At 48.0% G+C, this 19,182-nt stretch carries 15 protein-coding genes; all 15 read left to right on the forward strand.

Going from position 1 to position 19,182, the window contains the following annotated elements; genetic code table 11:
• The first annotated feature begins 23 nt into the window (after positions 1-23).
• The 15 genes from rsmH to ftsZ all read left to right on the forward strand — a co-directional run bounded on the left by rsmH (position 24) and on the right by ftsZ (position 19,143).
• A complete protein-coding gene (gene rsmH, locus NO352_RS04330) occupies positions 24-977 on the forward strand; it encodes a 16S rRNA (cytosine(1402)-N(4))-methyltransferase RsmH (protein ID WP_005548047.1) in 954 nt (317 codons plus the stop codon).
• A gap of 14 nt (positions 978-991) precedes the next feature.
• Positions 992-1,381, forward strand: coding sequence for a cell division protein FtsL (gene ftsL2 / locus NO352_RS04335; RefSeq protein WP_005548048.1), 390 nt, complete (start codon positions 992-994; stop codon positions 1,379-1,381).
• A gap of 13 nt (positions 1,382-1,394) precedes the next feature.
• Complete coding sequence (locus NO352_RS04340; protein ID WP_268622563.1) at positions 1,395-3,581, forward strand: penicillin-binding transpeptidase domain-containing protein; 2,187 nt, start codon at positions 1,395-1,397, stop codon at positions 3,579-3,581.
• Between the two features lie 122 nt (positions 3,582-3,703).
• Positions 3,704-5,632: a stage V sporulation protein D gene (locus NO352_RS04345; protein WP_005548050.1), complete on the forward strand. Its 1,929-nt coding sequence runs from the start codon at positions 3,704-3,706 to the stop codon at positions 5,630-5,632.
• Between the two features lie 12 nt (positions 5,633-5,644).
• A complete protein-coding gene (locus NO352_RS04350) occupies positions 5,645-7,132 on the forward strand; it encodes a UDP-N-acetylmuramoyl-L-alanyl-D-glutamate--2,6-diaminopimelate ligase (protein WP_262867022.1) in 1,488 nt (495 codons plus the stop codon).
• A complete protein-coding gene (locus tag NO352_RS04355) occupies positions 7,129-8,535 on the forward strand; it encodes a UDP-N-acetylmuramoyl-tripeptide--D-alanyl-D-alanine ligase (protein ID WP_289354978.1) in 1,407 nt (468 codons plus the stop codon). The genes NO352_RS04350 and NO352_RS04355 overlap by 4 nt, the downstream gene beginning before the upstream one ends.
• 27 nt (positions 8,536-8,562) lie before the next feature.
• On the forward strand, positions 8,563-9,525 hold the full coding sequence (mraY, locus tag NO352_RS04360) for a phospho-N-acetylmuramoyl-pentapeptide-transferase (protein ID WP_005548053.1): 963 nt from the start codon (positions 8,563-8,565) through the stop codon (positions 9,523-9,525).
• Between the two features lie 3 nt (positions 9,526-9,528).
• Positions 9,529-10,947, forward strand: a complete 1,419-nt coding sequence (gene murD / locus NO352_RS04365) for a UDP-N-acetylmuramoyl-L-alanine--D-glutamate ligase (RefSeq protein WP_289354979.1) — start codon at positions 9,529-9,531, stop codon at positions 10,945-10,947.
• 47 nt (positions 10,948-10,994) lie between these two features.
• Positions 10,995-12,092 (forward strand): stage V sporulation protein E, encoded by a 1,098-nt coding sequence (gene spoVE / locus NO352_RS04370; protein ID WP_005548056.1) that lies wholly within the window; start codon positions 10,995-10,997, stop codon positions 12,090-12,092.
• A 5-nt stretch (positions 12,093-12,097) separates the two neighbouring features.
• Positions 12,098-13,204 carry an undecaprenyldiphospho-muramoylpentapeptide beta-N-acetylglucosaminyltransferase gene (gene murG, locus NO352_RS04375; RefSeq protein ID WP_005548058.1) on the forward strand — a complete coding sequence of 369 codons (1,107 nt, stop codon included), beginning with the start codon at positions 12,098-12,100 and terminating at the stop codon, positions 13,202-13,204.
• Positions 13,205-13,915: 711 nt separating this feature from the next.
• Positions 13,916-14,080, forward strand: a complete 165-nt coding sequence (locus NO352_RS25030; RefSeq protein ID WP_081505758.1) for a hypothetical protein — start codon at positions 13,916-13,918, stop codon at positions 14,078-14,080.
• Between the two features lie 30 nt (positions 14,081-14,110).
• Complete coding sequence (gene murA / locus NO352_RS04380) at positions 14,111-15,394, forward strand: UDP-N-acetylglucosamine 1-carboxyvinyltransferase (RefSeq protein ID WP_005548061.1); 1,284 nt, start codon at positions 14,111-14,113, stop codon at positions 15,392-15,394.
• 112 nt (positions 15,395-15,506) lie between these two features.
• Complete coding sequence (locus NO352_RS04385) at positions 15,507-16,439, forward strand: cell division protein FtsQ/DivIB (RefSeq protein WP_268599535.1); 933 nt, start codon at positions 15,507-15,509, stop codon at positions 16,437-16,439.
• A gap of 279 nt (positions 16,440-16,718) precedes the next feature.
• On the forward strand, positions 16,719-17,963 hold the full coding sequence (gene ftsA / locus NO352_RS04390) for a cell division protein FtsA (RefSeq protein ID WP_005548065.1): 1,245 nt from the start codon (positions 16,719-16,721) through the stop codon (positions 17,961-17,963).
• Positions 17,964-18,015: 52 nt separating this feature from the next.
• Positions 18,016-19,143, forward strand: a complete 1,128-nt coding sequence (gene ftsZ / locus NO352_RS04395; protein WP_005548067.1) for a cell division protein FtsZ — start codon at positions 18,016-18,018, stop codon at positions 19,141-19,143.
• Positions 19,144-19,182 lie beyond the last annotated feature (39 nt).

A 19,182-nucleotide genomic window follows, 5' to 3' on the forward strand; every position in this document is an offset into this window, starting at 1 on the left:
AACCGAAAGTAGGAGGTATTGCGTTGTTTCATCATATTACCGTATTGAAAGAAGAATCGGTACAAGGCTTGCGAGTACGTCCTGACGGCATTTATGTCGACTGTACGCTAGGAGGAGCGGGACACAGTGAACGAATTGCTTCACAGCTGTCAACTGCCGGAAGACTGATTGCGCTGGATCAGGATGATTGGGCGCTGGATAATGCTAAAGTTAGGCTCGCACCTTATATGGATCGAGTAACACTAGTCAAAACAAACTTCCGCCACTTGGAAGAAGCCTTGATTCAAGCTGGTGTGCCGCAGGTTGACGGGAATCCGCAAGTTGATGGAATCTTATTCGACTTGGGTGTATCATCACCTCAGCTTGATGAGGGGGAGCGGGGATTCAGCTATAACCACGATGCGCCACTAGACATGCGGATGGATCAGAATGGAGAATTGACAGCTTACGATATTGTCAACAGTTGGTCGGAGGCGGAGATTGCGAAAATACTTTTCCAATACGGGGAAGAAAAGTTTTCGAGGCGTATCGCAAAAGAGATTGGAGCAGCTCGTGCTAAGCAGCCCATCCAAACAACAGGAGAACTCGCTGAACTGGTGAAGGCAGGAATTCCTGCTGCTGCAAGACGGACCGGGGGGCATCCAGCCAAACGGAGTTTTCAAGCGCTGCGAATTGCCGTTAATGATGAGCTTGGCGCTTTTGAGGATGCGCTGCATCAAGCGGTTCGCTGTCTGAAGCCAGAAGGAAGAGTGGCAGTGATTACATTCCATTCACTAGAGGATCGTATTTGCAAGCAAATCATGAATGAGTACGTTGGCAGATGCACTTGTCCGCCTGACTTGCCAATGTGCGCATGTGGCCACAAGAGCGTATTGTCATTAGTAAATCGCAAACCGATTGCTCCGAGTGATAACGAGTTAGTAGACAACCCACGGTCGCGTTCGGCTAAGTTGCGTGTTGCTCAAAAATTGGGATGAGGGGGAGCAGATAAATGGCCTATGTGCGCGGCAACCTGGCAATGCGTCCAGAGAGACAGACACAACAGAAGCCTCGATATCGACAAACGAAGAAAAAGGTAACCCGTAAGTCTACTCTACCTACTCGAGAAAAACTGCTTTATTTGGGCACAATTATTTTTTGCGCAGCGATTGCGTTGTTCTTAATTAGCGGATATGCCAATATTTACAATCTGAATCTCAAGGTTCAAGAAACGAAGCGGGCTACAGTTGCACTGACGAATGAAGTGTCAGAGCTAACGGTGGAGAAAGAGAAGCTGTCCGATTGGAAGCGGATCGAGGGGGAAGCAAGAAAGAATGGTTTGCGATTCCCTGAAACTCGGGCTGAAATTGAAGTTTACAAACAACAAGTAGGAAACGACTAAACGAGGGATGAAGATGGTCAAACGAATTAAGTTGCGCACGTTGACGATCGGGGGCTTATTCACCCTCTTTTTTATTGTCATAATTGGGAGACTGTTTTGGTATCAGGTAATTAATCAGCCTTTCTGGATGGCGGAGGCCAAGCAGTCATGGTCTGTAAAGCAAGAGATTAATCCAGTCCGAGGCACGATCTATGACATGAATGGTGAAGTGCTTGCTATGGATGCGCCCGCATATACAGTAGCGGTCGGCCCTAAGGTCATTCAAGAACTGCGCACCTCTACGAAGTTAGTTGAGAAGAATATTGACATTGAGCGGCTTATCGTAGAGAAGCTGAGCACGGTGCTGAAAAAGCCCGAGAGTGAACTATATGAGCTAGTTCGCAGAAAGAAGAAAGACAAAGACGAATTCTATACCCAAGTCGAAGTTCGCAGTGAGGGCTGGAAGGTTAGTGATGAGACAGCACAGAAGCTGCGAGAATTTACGGACGAACTAAAGAAGGAGACCGAGCTAAGGGATGTCGGACTCTATCTCTTGCCTGAGGTGAAGCGCTTCTACGCGAAAGAGTCATTGGCTTCACATGTGCTTGGCTATACGGACAAGCAAGGCAATCCCGTTGGCGGGATTGAGAAGCTGTATGATGAGCAACTGCGTGGGGTGGCAGGGATGCTCCAATACGAGAAGGATAGGATGGGCAATAAACTCCCAAAAGCTTCAGAAGTATACAAGCCATCCAAGGATGGTGAGAACATCTACCTCACAATCGATCGGACAATACAGCAATATATTCAAGATGCGATGCGAGAGGTATACAATAAATATTCTCCTCATAGTATGACGGTCATTGCGGCAGATCCGAAGACTGGCGATATATTGGGGCTTGCGAATATGCCGGATTTCAATCCAAATCAGTATTGGAATGCCAAGGATATTGCGGCATTTTACAATCACGCAGTACAGTCACGTTACGAGCCGGGATCAACGTTCAAGATCGTGACACTTGCTGCGGCTGTTCAAGAAGGCATCTTTGATCCGAATGCGACATTTGCCTCTGGCCGGATCTATGCGGGAGGACGCCTCATCCATGACGTTAATCGGGATGGATGGGGAAGAATTACGTACTTGGAAGGCTTGAAGCGCTCCAGTAACGTTGCCTTTGTTAAACTGGGATTTGAGCAGCTAAAGGAAGAGCGCCTAAAGGCGTACATCGAGAAGTTTGGCTTTGGTAAACCGACAGGCATCGAGCTTCCGGGAGAGAACAATGGTCTTATCCGATTTGAATATCCGGCTGACGTTGCTGCAGCATCTTATGGACATGGTAAGGTTCAAGTAACGCCGATCCAGCAAATTATGGCGGTTGCGGCTGTAGCGAATGGCGGGAAGCTTATGAAGCCGCACATTGTTCGGAAAATTCATGATCCCGTTACGGGTGAAGTGACTGAGCGCAAGCCGGAGGTAGTGCGTGAGGTAATCGAACCAGGCATTGCCAAAAAGGTAAGTGAATACTTAGAACAGGTTGTGGCGGATCAACAGATTGGTACAGGTAAAAATGCTTATATCGAAGGATATCGCGTTGCCGGCAAGACAGGTACGGCCTTAAAGGTCATCAATGGTGAATATGCCAATACGCGTGCTGTTGTATCCTTTGTCGGCTTCGCACCTGTCGAGGATCCGCGTATTGCACTGCTGGTGGTAGTGGACGATCCGCAGGACTATTGGGAGGGTGGCGGCTTTGTAGCGCCGCTCATGTTTAAGAAGATCGTTACACAGTCGCTTCGTTATATGGGGGTTCCTTCCTCGATCGATGGGCAAGAAAAAGGCAACGAGAAGAAGACGGGGGCTCCAATAACGGTTAAGGCGCCAGACGTGCAGGGCTTGAAGCCATATGATGCCAAGCAGCGGCTGGCTGAGCAAGGGATCGTGTTCGAGACAGTAGGCGCAGGAGACAAGGTGAAACGTCAATATCCGGCTCCGGGCGAACCTTTGGCGATTGGTCAACGGATATATTTGCTTACCGACGAGCCTAACAAGCTGCCGCTGCCGAACTTTAAGGGCAAATCACTGCGCGATGTTATGGAAATCACCTCCATGCTTGGCTGGGAAGTGCGTGTAGATGGTGAAGGGTATGTAACGGAACAAAAAGAAGCAAATGAGAACGGAACACGTATCGTTCATATTAAATTAGAGCCAAAACATCCGTAGGGTGTGAGGTGAAAAAAAGAGAAAAGAAGTCTTATGGATTATCCTCATGGAGAGCTTGTTCTATCCTCTGGTTGTCCCGAATAGGTTGGTTATGAACCGATGTCGGACGAGGGAGGGTATGTATGAAGGTTACAGGGGTGACGATCCGTAAAAGGTTAATTGTTGGAATGGTGCTCATATCGATTGGATTTATCGCGCTCGTTGTCCGCTTGGCATATGTACAGCTGTGGGAGGGCAAGGATTTGGCGGATCTTGCAGAAGATTCGTGGAGAAGAGAGATTCCTATCTTCCAAAAGCGCGGTGAGATACTGGATCGCAAAGGCGAGAGGATCGCCTACAATATCAGTTCTCCAACGATATGGGCTATTCCTGTGCAAATTGAAGATCAAAAGGGTACTGCTGCACAGATTGCCCCTCTTCTGGGGATGAAAACGGAAGATGTAGAGCGCATGATTGCGAAAGGGCAGTCTGTTAAGCAGATTAAGGGCGGCGGTCGTAAAATATCGCTTGAAACAGCGGAAAAAGTGCGCGATCTAAACTTGCCGGGGATTGTAGTGGCAGAGGATAATAAAAGATATTATCCTTATGGCGATTTGGCAGCTCACATTCTTGGATTTACGGGTATTGACAATCAAGGATTAACAGGTATTGAGCAGAGGTATGATTCTGCTTTAACAGGCTTGCGCGGCAACATTGCCTATTTGTCTGATGCAAGCGGCAAGCAGATGCCGAATTCGTCAGAAAAGTACGTTGTGCCCCGAGATGGATTAAATTTGCAATTGACGATCGACAAGCAGATACAGACAATTATGGAGCGGGAACTTGATCGTGCGATGGATGAATTAAAGCCGAATCAGGCACTCGCAATTGCTATGGATCCGAATAATGGTGAAATATTGGCAATGGCGAGCCGCCCGAGCTACGATCCGGCCCAATACAAAGACTTCCCGCCTGATGTATATAATCGTAACCTGCCAATTTGGATGACGTACGAGCCGGGTTCTACGTTCAAGATTATTACGCTTGCGGCTGCCTTGGAGGAGGGGAAGGTCGATTTATACAACGAGCATTTTTTCGACCCAGGACGTGTTGAAGTCGGCGGAGCCAAGCTGCGCTGCTGGAAACGCGGGGGACATGGCAGTCAGACCTTTTTGGAGGTTGTGCAAAACTCTTGTAACCCAGGATTCGTTGCTCTTGGAAATCGGCTTGGCAAGGAGACGCTGTTCGATTACATACGCAACTTTGGTTTCGGGCAGAAGACAGGCATTGATTTGAGTGGCGAAGCAAGCGGCATTTTGTTCAAACTGAGCCGGGTAGGTCCAGTAGAGCTTGCGACTACTGCGTTCGGACAAGGGGTATCCGTTACGCCAATCCAGCAAATTACTGCTGTATCGGCAGCTATTAACGGAGGGAAGCTGTTCAAGCCTCATGTGGCTAAGTCTTTTATCCAGCCGGAAACTGGGATGGTTGTGGATGAGATTAAGCCAGAGCTGGTCAAAAAAGTCATTAGCCCCGAAACGTCCAGCAAAGTGCGTGACGCCCTCGAACATGTGGTTGCACAAGGTACAGGGAGAAATGCATTCATTGACGGATATCGTGTTGGCGGAAAAACGGGTACTGCTCAAAAAGTTATCAATGGCAGATATTCACCGAATGAACATATTGTATCCTTTGTCGGCTTTGCCCCTGCTGATGATCCGAAGATTGTGGTCTATACGGCTGTCGATAACCCGCAAGGTATTCAATTCGGTGGTCTGGTTGCCGCGCCAATTGTAAAGAGAATTATGGAGGACTCGCTTCATTACATGGGAGTTGAGCCGCGTAAGGATCAAGTTGCGCGCAAATACCGATTCGATGAAACGCCGATTGTTGTCGTCCCGAACTTAGTTGGGAAGACGCTGACTGATATCTACGAAGATATGAATATGAATTTTCAATTAGCGAAATCCGGTACGGGTAACACTGTTATTCATCAGGCGCCCAAACCGGGAACCCGTGTAGATCGAGGTTCTACGATCCGAATTTACATGGGAGAAGAGACGGAGGAATAATTAATGCAACAGATGCAATTGGCTGAAGCCTGCTCGCGAATGCTGACAGCGAAGTGCAAGGGAAATGAACACACTGTAGTAACAGGACTTGCTATGGATTCTCGCGATGTGAAGCAAGGCGATCTGTTTTTCTGTATTTCAGGGACGGCTGAAGACGGCCATCGTTACGCAGAGCAAGCGGTTCAAGCTGGCGCAGCTGCACTTGTCGTGGAACGTGAATTAGATCTGCAGGTTCCTCAGCTGATCGTCAAGAGTGCTAGACATGCACTTGCTGTATTATCCGACGCGTTCTATGGCTCGCCTAGCCGTGCTTTGAACCTGATCGGGATTACAGGAACGAACGGCAAAACGACGACGACGTATTTGATTGAAAAAATCTTGAATGATGCCAAGCGCAAAGCAGGTGTCATTGGGACGATTCAAATGCGCTATGCAGGCAAGGTATTTCCGATGTCTCGTACAACTCCAAATGCTTTCGAGCTGCAGAAGTCGCTTCATGATATGGTGAACGAGGGTGTGGATTCTGTAGCAATGGAGGTATCTTCACATGCGCTCGTACAAGGACGTGTGCAAGGCTGCCGCTTCCGTACAGCTGTATTTACGAATTTGACGCAAGATCATTTGGACTATCATGAGACGATGGAAGCTTATCGCGAAGCAAAAGGACTGCTATTCTCACGACTTGGCAATACCTTTTCTGATGTAGAGGCAGAACGCTCTTACGCGGTGCTCAATGGAGATGATCCGTCGTCTGAATATTTTGCCAGCATTACAACTGCTGAGACGATTAAATACGGTATGTTTGAACAAGCGGATGTTCGTGCAGAGAATATTCGGATTACGGCAAAAGGAACGAGCTTCACCGTGCATACATTTAAGGGATCGTTGGACATCCAGCTGCGTATGGTTGGTAAATTCAATGTGTATAATGCACTGGCTGCAATTGCTGTAGGCCTCATTGAAGGTATCGAGCTCGAAGCCATTCGCGACAGCCTGCAAAGCGTACCAGGTGTTGATGGACGTGTAGAAGCAGTTGAAGCTGGGCAATCTTTCGCAGTAATTGTGGATTATGCGCATACGCCTGATGGACTAGAAAATGTGCTGCAGACAGTTAAAGAGTTTGCCGAAGGCCGTGTTATCAGTGTATTTGGCTGCGGTGGTGACCGCGATCGTACGAAACGCCCGCTAATGGGCAAAATTTCTGCGCGATATGCTGATTACTCTATTGTTACTTCCGATAACCCGCGCACAGAAGACCCGGATCTCATCATTAAGGACATTGTAGAAGGGCTTCATGAAGTGAAATTGGATCCGAGCCGTTACGAATGCATCGTTGATCGCCGCGCTGCCATTACGAAAGCTATTGAAATGGCAAGCCCGCACGATGTAGTATTGATTGCGGGGAAAGGCCATGAAACGTATCAAATCATCGGCAAGGAAACATTTGACTTCGATGACCGCTTGGTGGCCAAAGAAGCGATAAGGGGTATAGTTCAGTGATTGAAACGACGTTACGAGAAGTAGCGGACTTATGTGGAGGGACGCTTTCCGACCCCTCCTATGGAGACCGCACGGTGAAAGGAATTAGCACGAACTCACGCAAGATCGAGTCAAGTGTATTGTTCGTGCCGCTTCAAGGAGAACGGTTCGATGGACATCTGTATGTGGATCAAGCATTGAAGGATGGGGCAGCAGCTGCGATGTGGGAATCCAATCATGATGATGCACCGCAGGGATATCCGCTCATCATGGTGGACAACACATTAGAGGCGCTTCAGCGGCTGGCACAAGCTTATTTGGCCCAGCAGCAGGTAAAGGTAGTAGCTATTACAGGTAGCAATGGCAAGACGACTACGAAGGATATGATTGCTTCTGTTCTTGCGGAACGTTATCGTGTTCACAAGACGGATGGCAATTTCAATAATCATATTGGCCTTCCGTTAACGATATTGTCCATGCCGAAAGATACGGAAATTGCAGTTCTCGAAATGGGAATGAGCGGAAGAGGCGAAATTGAACTTCTATCTTCCATCGCTCAGCCTGATGCGGCAGTTATTACGAACATTGGGGAAGCGCATTTGCTTCAGCTTGGTTCCCGTGAAGAGATTGCACGTGCTAAGCTAGAAATTATTAGCGGATTACGAGAAAATGGAGTGCTCATCTGTCATGGAGACGAACCACTTGTTGACATGGCACTTTCGGAAGAAGCAACGAAGCGGCCTAAGAATATGTCAGTGATTCGCTTCGGTGCAGGTATGCAGTGTGATGTTCGGCCAGAGCATATCGATCTTCATGAGGCGGGGACGACATTCACGGTTGCGGCATCTGACAGTCAGAAGGCGATGGCTGTCGAGCTTCCGCTCTTAGGCAAGCACAATGTCATTAACGCGTTGGCTGCTGTTGCAATAGGCCGCTTGTTCGGTCTTACTGACGAGCAGATTGCGCAAGGTCTTGGTAACGCACAAATAAGCGGTATGCGATTTGAACGGACGATTACGCCCGGCGGATGGGTATTATTAAATGATGCCTATAATGCTAGTCCAACTGCAACGAAGGCGGCACTGGATGTGCTTGCTGAACTGCATGGGGGCAAACGGATTGCTATTCTTGGCGATATGCTAGAGCTGGGGCCTGATGAAGCGGAGCTCCATTATGAAGTCGGAACGTCGATTCAACCGGGAAGCCTTGACCTTCTGCTTACATACGGCAGACTGGGTCGTGAAATTGCGGCGGGCGCCCTGCAACATTTGGCGAAGGAATCCGTTTATTCATTTGATGATAAGGCTAAATTGAAGGCTTGCCTGCTGCAGCATGTTCGCTCAGGGGATACCGTGCTAGTGAAGGCATCTAGAGGAATGAAACTAGAAGAAGTTGTTAATGAATGGACTAGTGTCCAACATTAACTGGTTGTGTAACGGGAGGTGTAAGGATTGGACTTCAAGTTGATGTTAATGACAATCGGTGTATCTTTTCTCCTAGCCGTCATATTGGGCCCGTTAACGATACCGCTTCTTCGTAGGCTGAAGTTTGGTCAGCAGGTTCGTGATGATGGTCCGAAGGCTCATTTGAAAAAAGCAGGAACTCCAACAATGGGTGGCGCAATTATTTTACTTGCGTTTGCCCTTTCTTTCCTTAAATTTTCGGTGATGGATACCGATTTCTATGTGCTGCTTATCGCAACACTTGGATTTGGCTTAATTGGATTTTTAGATGATTACATCAAAATTATTTTTAAACGTTCTCTTGGCTTGACTGCGAAGCAGAAGCTGCTTGGACAGCTAGTCTGTTCGGGTTTAATCTGTGTTCTGCTGTGGCAGTCCGGTCATAGTACGGTAATCTCGATACCAGGGACATCTTTTGGTCTTGATTTTGGATGGTTTTACTATCCGTTCATCGTATTGATGATGCTTGCCGTGAGTAATGCGGTGAACTTTACGGATGGCCTGGATGGCTTGCTTGCCGGTACAAGTGCGATTGCATTCTCGGCATTTGCGGTTATCGCAATGCAAGCATCGGAAATCTCGGCAGCTGTTAGTGCAGCAGCTATGGTCGGTGCAGTGCTCGGTTTTCTCGTCTTCAATGCGCATCCAGCTAAGGTGTTCATGGGCGATACAGGTTCACTCGGTATTGGGGGAGCGATTGCTGCAGTTGCAATTCTGACAAAAACAGAGCTGCTCATCATTATTATCGGCGGTGTATTCGTCATTGAAATGCTGTCGGTTATTATTCAGGTCGTATCCTTCAAAACACGCGGCAAGCGTGTGTTCAAGATGAGTCCGATTCATCATCACTTTGAATTGTGCGGATGGTCGGAATGGCGGGTTGTTATCACGTTCTGGCTTGCGGGTATCGTATTAGCTGGACTTGGATTATGGATCAACAAGGGGATGTAACGAATGAATCACCCAGCAACATATCAAGGAAAGCGCGTCGTCGTACTTGGCTTAGCCAAGAGCGGCGTCAGCGCAGCACAATTGTTCCACAAGTTCGGTGCTATCGTCACCGTCAATGATAAGAAGGATCGCGACAAGTGCCCCGAAGCTTCGGTATTAGAAGCTTTGGGCATTTGTGTTGTATGCGGACATCATCCAGATGATTTAATCGATAAGCAGGTAGCTCTTGTGGTCAAGAATCCGGGGATTCCGTATACAGCGCCTCCCGTTGCTCGAGCTATTGAACTGGGCATCGAGGTAGTGACTGAAGTAGAGGTTGCGTATCAGCTCAGCCCGGCACCGATTATCGGAATTACGGGAAGCAATGGAAAGACGACAACGACAACGTGGGTTGGAAATATGCTGGAGTCCGCTGGGATGAAGCCAATCGTAGCAGGAAATATAGGTACCCCGCTTTGTCAGGCGGCCCAGGAAGCGAGTGAGGATAATACGCTGGTTGTTGAGCTAAGCAGCTTCCAGTTGAAGGGGACAAGCGCTTTCCGCCCTCGTGTCGCCTGCCTGCTTAATATTGCGGAAACGCACCTCGATTACCATGGCACAATGGAGGACTACGTTGCTTCGAAAGCTCGCCTGTTCGCGAATATGGGAAGCGGAGATATTGCAGTGCTGAATGCAGATGACGAGACTTGCCGTACCCTATCGTCTCATATTCAAGCAGATAAGTGGTGGGTATCATCGATGAAGCGTGTAGAGCGTGGTGTGTTCGTAGAGCCTTCTTACGAGGTTGAGGCGGAGGAAGAAGAACGGAAGATCGTGTATGCAGACGGCACGGGCCGTGTATTCCCGATAATATCTGTTATGGAATTGGGGATCCCGGGAAGATTCAACGTGGATAACGCCCTGGCTGCGTGTGCAATTTCGATTGCCGTGGGTGCTGAACCATCTGCCTTGGTCGAGTCTCTCCGTTCGTTCCAAGGGGTTGAACATCGTTTGGAGTTCGTATCCGAGCAGCATGGCGTGAAATATTACAACAATTCCAAAGCGACGAATACAAAAGCAACGCTGATGGCGCTTGAGGCCTTCGAACGCAATATTATCCTTATTGCTGGCGGTCTTGACCGCGGTCTTGATTTCCATGAGCTGGTTCCGATCATGGGAGAACGAGTGAAGGCTGTTGTTGCGATGGGACAAACACGCCACATTATGAAAAATGTTGCTGAGAAGGCAGGTTTAACGGATATAGCAGTCGTCGACAATGTAGATCATGCAGCCGACGCTGTAAAAGAAGCTGTCGAAATGGCGCGCTCTTATGCGAAGCCAGGTGATATCGTTCTGTTGTCGCCAGCTTGTGCGAGCTGGGACATGTTCCCGTCATATGAAGATCGGGGACGAATGTTTAAAGCGGCGGTGCATAGTCTGTAGTAGGGGGGTGTTCAAGCCCCTACATTGTCCTAATAGAGGTGTACCGCATGGTCAAAGCACGCACTGCGCCCGATTTGTGGCTAATCGTCTCGGTACTGTCCCTGCTATCGATCGGCATGATTATGGTATACAGCGCCGGTGCTGTTCTCGCCTTCCGGGAATACGGAGACTCGTTCTATTTCGTTAAGCGTCAATTGCTGTTTGCTCTGCTGGGGATTGCTGCCATGTTCATTACGATGAATACGGACTACCGCGTATGGAAGCGTTATGCCAAGGTAGGTCTTCTCATTTGCTTCGCCTTGCTTATCATTGTTCTTATTCCTGGTATCGGCAATGTGCGGGGGGGAGCGCGAAGCTGGCTTGGTATCGGCTCATTTGGTATACAGCCCTCCGAATTCATGAAGCTTGGCATGATTTTGTTTATGGCTAAAATGCTCTCTGAGGATCAAGTGCGCATTACGGACTTTACGAAGGGGCTGCTGCCGCCACTCGCGATTATGGGCACAGCGTTTGGGCTCATCATGATGCAGCCGGATCTTGGTACAGGGACGGTCATGGTCGGTGCAGTGCTGCTCGTTATTTTTGTGGCAGGGGCACAGATTAAGCACTTGATGTCACTTGCTATGGTTGGCATTGCTGGCTTTGTTGGACTCGTCCTAGCGGCACCTTATCGGCTGCTGCGGATTACCGCCTTTCTCGATCCTTGGCAGGATCCGAGGGGGGCAGGCTATCAATCCATTCAGTCCTTGTTCGCTATAGGCCCTGGAGGGTTAATGGGACTTGGACTGGGGGCAAGCCGCCAAAAATACAGCTATGTACCCGAACCGCAAACCGACTTTATCTTTTCCATATTGGCAGAAGAGCTTGGTTTTTTAGGAGCGGTTACGGTATTGATTCTATTTTTAATCTTAGTGTGGCGTGGGATGCGAACTGCCTTGACAGCACCAGATAAATTCGGCAGTCTGCTGGCGGCAGGAATTGTTGGCATTGTAGCTGTTCAAGTCATTATCAATATCGGTGTCGTAATCGGACTCATGCCTGTTACGGGCATCACACTGCCGTTAATCAGTTATGGAGGCTCATCTCTGACCTTAATGCTGACCGCACTAGGAATTCTACTTAATATATCACGTTATGCGAGGTGAAGGTCATGCGCGTCGTGCTAAGCGGTGGCGGTACAGGTGGACATATTTACCCGGCAATCGCCATTGCAAGGGAATGCGAGAAGCAGTTTCCCGGCAGCGCTTTTTTATATATTGGAACTGAGAAGGGGTTGGAAAGCCGTCTCGTTCCAGAAGAGGGCTTGGATTTTCGGGCGATTGAGATTACAGGTTTCCGCCGCAAGCTGTCTCTTGAAAACTTCAAAACCATTATGCGTTTTATCCGAGGTGTAAGCAAGGCCAAGGAAATGCTGAAGGAATTCAAGCCGGATGTGGTCGTCGGAACGGGTGGTTATGTATGCGGTCCAGTGGTATACGCTGCGGCCAAGCTTGGGATCCCGACTGTCATTCATGAGCAGAATGTCATACCCGGCTTGACGAATACATTTTTGAGTCGTTATACAAGTACTGTCGCGGTTAGCTTTGAGCAATCGGCTCCGTATTTCAAAAAAGCGAAAAACGTTGTCTACTGTGGCAACCCTCGTGCGACGGCAGTGATGGAAGCGGAGAAAGCTCGCGGATTCGCCACACTTGGCTTGCCAAGTGATAGTCGGATTGTGCTGATCGTAGGCGGAAGCCGCGGGGCAAAGGCATTAAATGATGCGATGATCGGAATGGCTCCCTTGTTGAAGCAATTGCCGGATGTGCATTTTGTATATGTAACAGGGCAGAACTACTATGAAAATACACGGAAGGCTGTGCTGCAAACAAGTGATTCAGTTCGCAATCATTTGCATGTACTTCCGTACATTAGCAACATGCCAGAGGTACTTGCAGCGACGACACTCGCTGTCAGTCGGGCAGGAGCTTCTTCACTTGCGGAAATGACCGCTCTCGGCATTCCTTCCATATTAATACCATCGCCAAATGTGACGAACAATCATCAGGAAGCAAATGCTCGTTCCTTGCAGGATGCAGGCGCCGCCATTATGATTACGGAGAAGGAACTATCAACAGAAGCCTTGTTCCGTCATATTAAGACAATGATGACAGATGAGAAAAAGCGCAGAAGCATGTCTGACGCTGCCAAGTTATTCGGCCAGCCAGACGCTGCTGCAAGAGTAGTAGCTGAATTACAACGATTATCGGGCAAGTGACTTTGCCCGATTTTTTTTATACCTGCAGATAAAATGGTGTGTAATTTGGGTATTCGTCCATATAGTAAGAAGAATCGGGAATGGGCTCCTGTCACACAACGTTTCAACCTGACATAATATACTCTATACATCGTGACAGTTTCCCCCAGACCGCTGCCTCGTCGTACACTCATTAAGATTGAGCGGCTTGTGAAATCAGCTAATGCATAAGCCATTGGTGGCTCATGGCAGTCGAGATATACATGTTTTCAACATGTTCACGTGTAAAGCAATTGCACTGCTGGTACGGTTATCAACTGTCAAAAACGGAGATAACCACAAGCAACTTGGGGCTGTCGGGGCTAGAATATGCTGATGCATTCCTGGACGGACAAAATGCCGATCCAAGAGTGCAGGCACGCACGGGTCGGATGTGTCACGAATAAATGATTCTGCTGAGATTGTACTGGGGACAGGGAAATTGGTAAGTTTTATGGCGTATATGGCGGAACCTATGCAGTTAGCCTATCGGCACTCTGTGCTGCATAAAATGAGAACATTGTCTAGGAGACAACGTTCTGCGCGTAAGCATAGAGAATGGGGGAAATCAAGGCCTTGCTGGCTCCGAATAAAAAATGCTGGCTGCCTACCCTGCTGCTTATATCTCCGCTTGCAGGCAGCATGTTCCGCAATCAGCCTAATATTTAATATGTTTATGAAAGAAGAGGCTGAATGAAAGGGAATGGAGTAGGTATTACAAGAATGTCCACACAACATGCCAATTTCATTGTTAACACCGGTCAAGCAACAGCGTCAGACGTGCTTGCCCTTATAGCGTGCATTCAACAGGTGACTCAGGGGATATACCAGGTAGGGTTGGTGCCGAAAATCGAGTAGTGGGTAAGCGGTAATCTCGGAGGTGACACATTGGACAAATTGGTGATTGAGGGTGGAAGGCCTCTATCTGGTACGATTCGTATCCAAGGAGCTAAAAATGCCGCTTTACCAATTATGGCAGCCTCGATTCTAACCGATAGCGTCGTTAGGCTAGAGAATGTTCCACAATTGTTAGACATCGAAGTAATGCAGCGCATTATGCGAAGTTTAGGCTGCAGGACAATTCAAGATGGAGGTACAGTTACAATTGATGCGTCAGGCTCCCATTCCTCGCATATACCGGAGGATTTGATGCGTCAGATGCGTTCCTCTATTTTTTTGATGGGGCCGCTGCTTGCAAGGTTCAAGGAGGTTCACATTTACCAGCCTGGTGGATGTGCGATTGGGGAAAGAAAGATCGATTTGCATCTTCGTGGATTGCAGTCACTAGGAGCAGAGCTGGAGCATTGCGGCAATCGAATCACTTGCCGCGCAGATCGGTTGGTAGGGACGGACATCCACTTAGACTTTCCAAGTGTAGGAGCTACGGAAAATGTAATGATGGCTGCTGTGCTGGCAGAAGGAACCACCATTATTACGAATGCAGCAAGGGAGCCGGAAATCGTTGACTTGCAGCATTTCCTCAACAGTATGGGGGCGCAGGTATCGGGAGCAGGTACAGACACGATTGTGGTAGAAGGCGTTACTGAACTGAACAGCAGCCAATATGAGGTGATGCCTGATCGGATTGTGGCAGGCACGCTGATGATTGCTGCCGCAGCTACTCGAGGGGCTGTGACGCTTACAAATGCGCATGCGAGTCATCTAACCTCCCTCATCCATATCCTGCGGCGTGCTGGTGTTCAGATAGCAACGAGTGATGGTATAATCAATGTTACCAGCTTTGGAAGAGCTAAGGCTGTAGAGAGAATAGTGACTTCGCCATATCCTGCGTTTCCAACAGATTTGCAATCTCAGCTTATGGTATTGCTGTCATTGGCTGATGGAGTAAGCGTGATGAAAGAAACGGTGTTCGAAGGGCGTTTCCGTCATGTAGAAGAACTCGCTAGGATGGGAGCAGATATACGGGTCGATCTAAGTAATGCCTTTATTAAAGGTGTGCCTGAACTGTACGGCTCGACTGTTGAAGCAACCGATTTACGTGCCGGTGCAGCACTTGTTATTGCGGGGCTTGCTGCTAGCGGTCGTACCGTCGTAGAGAATGTTCATCACATTGATCGCGGATATGATTGTATCGAGCATATGTTTACCAAGCTCGGTGCGAAGATTGATCGCATCCTGTCCGTGCCTAAGCTTGATATTGCTAACGGATAATGCAATAATTTATACGCAGTCCCCTTCATCATACGGTAGGGGACTGTAATAATTCTTGTTTTAATGTTTCTAGTTACTATGAAATGTGTATTGATAGAAGGGGATGAATCCAGTGTCATTGAGAACGATACCTTCGCTGCCCGATAAGCCGGTGAGGAAGAAACGGATGGGCGGCAGAGTGAAATGGCTTCTTCTCTTCCTTCTCATCGTGCTGCTCGTTGTCCTGTTCTTCAGATCATCCATTAGTAAAATAAAGGAAGTTCGCTGGATTGGGAATCACCTTGTAAATCAAGAACAATTAAGCAGCAGCAGTGGTGTCAAACCAGGAGAACCGTATTTTGGAACTAGTGCAAGCGCTGTAGAAGATCGAATTAAGACACAGTTCCCATTTGTAAAATCGGTTCAAGTAGACAAGCAGTTCCCGGGCGTGATTGAGGTATACATTCAAGAATATGCTCCGGTTGCGTATGAACTCACAGAAGATGGGAGTATTCAAGCCTGTCTGGAGAACGGTTCTGTAATTTCACTGAAGGATAAGCAGAAACTCGTGCTAGAGAAGCCGGTACTTACGCAGTGGCAAGGACAAGCGGTTCTCAAAGCAGAGCTGAGCAAGGCGCTAGCGGCTACTCCTAGAGGGTTGCTGGCGGATATTTCGGAAATCCGCTATTATCCATCGCCTTCTTATCCTGACCGGATTAAGATGTACACGCGTTCAGGATTCGAAGTGGTGACAACAGTCCCTCTATTGCCAGATAAGATTGCATACTTAAGTGGTGTTGTGGAATCCCAATCTCCCGGGCGGATTACGATGCTGAAGGCTGACTCTTATATCCCTTATTCAAGCTTGCCGAATGATATAGAAGCACTTGAAGGAACTCAAGAAGGCAAGGATAAAGTTGACGGTTCAGAGCAAAATCAGGGAAGCGCCGATTCACAAGATGCAAATCAGAAAGAAAATGGATCTGAGCAGGAAAAAGGAGCGGGCGCAGAGAATGATATAAAGGAACCTGAAAAAGGGCTGGACACGGACTCGGAAACCGAGTAAGACAGCGGTTCCTCCATGAATGAGCAAAATATGGAGAGAGAAAAAAACTCTACTCAATAAACGGAAAAAATGCTAGAATAAAACTTATGGGTATTTCCGTTCTCTCCTTCTTTTTTCTTCACGTTTTTAAGAAAGAAGGCGATATCCGCTTATATGGAAGGAATTTGTCTTCAAAAAATTTGTAGAAAAAAGAGGGAATGACTAAACTTTGTTGAATACATACAAAGTGTCCGGGGATACAAACATACCAATTGATTGGGAAGTAGGAGGTGCCACGGGTTGAGCAGCAATGACATCATTGTGAGTTTGGACATCGGTACATCCAAAGTGCGCGCTATCATCGGGGAAATTAACAACGGAACGCTGCAAATCATCGGCGTTGGATCTGCTGACTCAGAAGGTATTCGCAAAGGTGCGATTGTAGATATTGATCAGACTGTCCAGTCAATTCGTAATGCGGTAGAGCATGCGGAGCGAATGGTCGGCATTGAAATTACGGAAGTGTACGTAGGCATATCAGGCAATCATATCGGCTTGCAATCCAGCCATGGAGTTGTCGCGGTATCGAATGAAGACCGTGAGATTGGCGAAGAGGATATTGAGCGTGTGCTCAAGGCAGCAGAAGTTATTGCTTTGCCACCAGAACGTGAAATCATCGACGTGGTTGCAAAGCAATATGTTGTTGATGGACTGGAGGATATTCATGATCCTCGAGGCATGATAGGCGTTCGCTTGGAAGTCGATGCCACGATTATAACCGGCGCAAAGACGGCCGTACATAACTTATTGCGTTGTGTAGAGAAGGCTGGTCTGCACGTCAAGGATTTAATATTAATGTCGCTTGCCGGTGGGCAGCTGGCATTGTCTAAAGATGAGAAGATGATGGGCTCCGTGCTCGTAGATGTCGGCGCAGGCGCGACGACAATTGCAGTGTTCCAAGATGGAACGCTTGCAGCTACATCTACACTGCCTATCGGTGGGGACTTTGTCACGAACGATATCGCATACGGTCTTCGTACAATGTCCGACCATGCAGAGAAGGTTAAGCTGAAATTCGGCTGTGCATGGATTGAGGATGCATTAGAGGATCATGTGTTTAAAGTGACGCGTATTGGCAGCAATGTGGAGAAGGAATTCAATCAAGTATTCCTTGCCAACATCATTGAACCGCGTATGGAAGAAATATTCCATCTTGTCAAGAATGAAGTGAAGCGACTTGGCTTCACGGAATTGCCAGGTGGGTATATTTTGTCTGGAGGGACTGTCTCTATGCCTGGAGTCCTCAATTCAGCTCAAGCTGCATTGCAGACTTCGGTACGCATAGCGGTACCTGATTTTATTGGTGTTCGCGATCCAGGGTTCGTAAGCGGTGTTGGGGTATTGCATCATGTGTTGCGCTCCGTTCGTCCACGCAGTGCAGGTGGCGCTAAGAAAGCGGCAACCCGGAAGCCAACTCCAATGGAATCATCAAACAAACCTAGTTTCATTGAACGGTTAAAAAATATGTTTAGTGAATTCATTTAATAATAGTTGACTTCAGGCCATCGGTGCACAATGAAGGGGAGATGGAGGACTCATGTTGGAATTTGAATTTGAGATGGAACAGTTGGCCCAAATTAAAGTTATTGGTGTCGGTGGTGGCGGTAGCAACGCAGTCAACCGAATGATTGATAATGGCGTTAAGGGCGTTGAATTTATTACGGTAAATACGGATGCACAAGCACTTCACTTTGCAAAGTCCGAGCATAAGTTGCAAATTGGCGATAAGCTGACACGTGGTCTTGGTGCAGGTGCAAATCCGGAAGTAGGAAAGAAAGCTGCAGAAGAATCTCGCGAATTGATCAGCAATACGCTGAAAGGCGCAGATATGGTATTCGTTACAGCCGGTATGGGCGGCGGTACGGGTACTGGTGCGGCACCAGTTATTGCTGAAATTGCAAAGGAATGCGGCGCATTGACGGTAGGTGTCGTTACTCGTCCATTTACATTCGAAGGCCGCAAACGTTTTGCACAAGCAGAAATCGGTATCGAAGCATTGAAGGAAAAGGTAGATACGCTTATCGTTATACCAAATGACCGCTTGCTAGAAATCGTAGACAAGAAAACACCGATGCTGGAAGCATTCCGCGAGGTCGATAATGTACTTCGTCAAGCCGTTCAAGGTATCTCTGACTTGATTGCTGTACCAGGTCTGATCAACTTGGACTTCGCTGATGTGAAGACGATTATGACAGAGCGTGGCTCTGCGTTGATGGGTATTGGTGTAGCTAACGGTGAAAACCGTGCTGCTGAGGCTGCTCGCAAGGCGATTATGAGCCCATTGCTCGAAACGTCCATTGATGGCGCGCGTGGTGTCATTATGAATATTACAGGCGGAGCTAACCTGTCCTTGTATGAAGTCAATGAGGCGGCTGAGATCGTAACAGAGGCTTCCGATATGGAAGTCAACATGATCTTCGGTGCAATCATTGATGAAAATATGAAGGATGATATCAAGGTTACGGTTATCGCAACAGGATTCGAGAATAAGCCGGCTCAGGCATTGCCAGGACGTCGCCCAACTGCTAATCCAACTGGTTCTGGCGAATCTCAGGAATCTCGCTCTTCGTCAACGGTTCGTCCGTTCGGCAACCAGCCATCTTCCGATCAGCTGGATATTCCGACGTTTTTGCGTAACCGCCCTCGTAATTCAAACAACGAATAATAAGAATTTTTGCTATAAAGCGTTTGCCGATTTACATAG

It is taken from the genome of Paenibacillus sp. S-12, from assembly GCF_030363895.1.
GTDB lineage: Bacteria > Bacillota > Bacilli > Paenibacillales > Paenibacillaceae > Paenibacillus_B > Paenibacillus_B alvei.

Coding starts and splice junctions, on each gene's coding strand:
- ftsL2 (WP_005548048.1), top strand. CDS start 992: ATGGCCTATGTGCGCGGCAACCTGGCAATGCGTCCAGAGAGACAGACA.
- NO352_RS04345 (WP_005548050.1), top strand. CDS start 3,704: ATGAAGGTTACAGGGGTGACGATCCGTAAAAGGTTAATTGTTGGAATG.
- NO352_RS25030 (WP_081505758.1), top strand. CDS start 13,916: ATGAAAGGGAATGGAGTAGGTATTACAAGAATGTCCACACAACATGCC.
- murD (WP_289354979.1), top strand. CDS start 9,529: ATGAATCACCCAGCAACATATCAAGGAAAGCGCGTCGTCGTACTTGGC.
- spoVE (WP_005548056.1), top strand. CDS start 10,995: ATGGTCAAAGCACGCACTGCGCCCGATTTGTGGCTAATCGTCTCGGTA.
- NO352_RS04350 (WP_262867022.1), top strand. CDS start 5,645: ATGCAATTGGCTGAAGCCTGCTCGCGAATGCTGACAGCGAAGTGCAAG.
- ftsZ (WP_005548067.1), top strand. CDS start 18,016: ATGTTGGAATTTGAATTTGAGATGGAACAGTTGGCCCAAATTAAAGTT.
- NO352_RS04340 (WP_268622563.1), top strand. CDS start 1,395: ATGGTCAAACGAATTAAGTTGCGCACGTTGACGATCGGGGGCTTATTC.
- murG (WP_005548058.1), top strand. CDS start 12,098: ATGCGCGTCGTGCTAAGCGGTGGCGGTACAGGTGGACATATTTACCCG.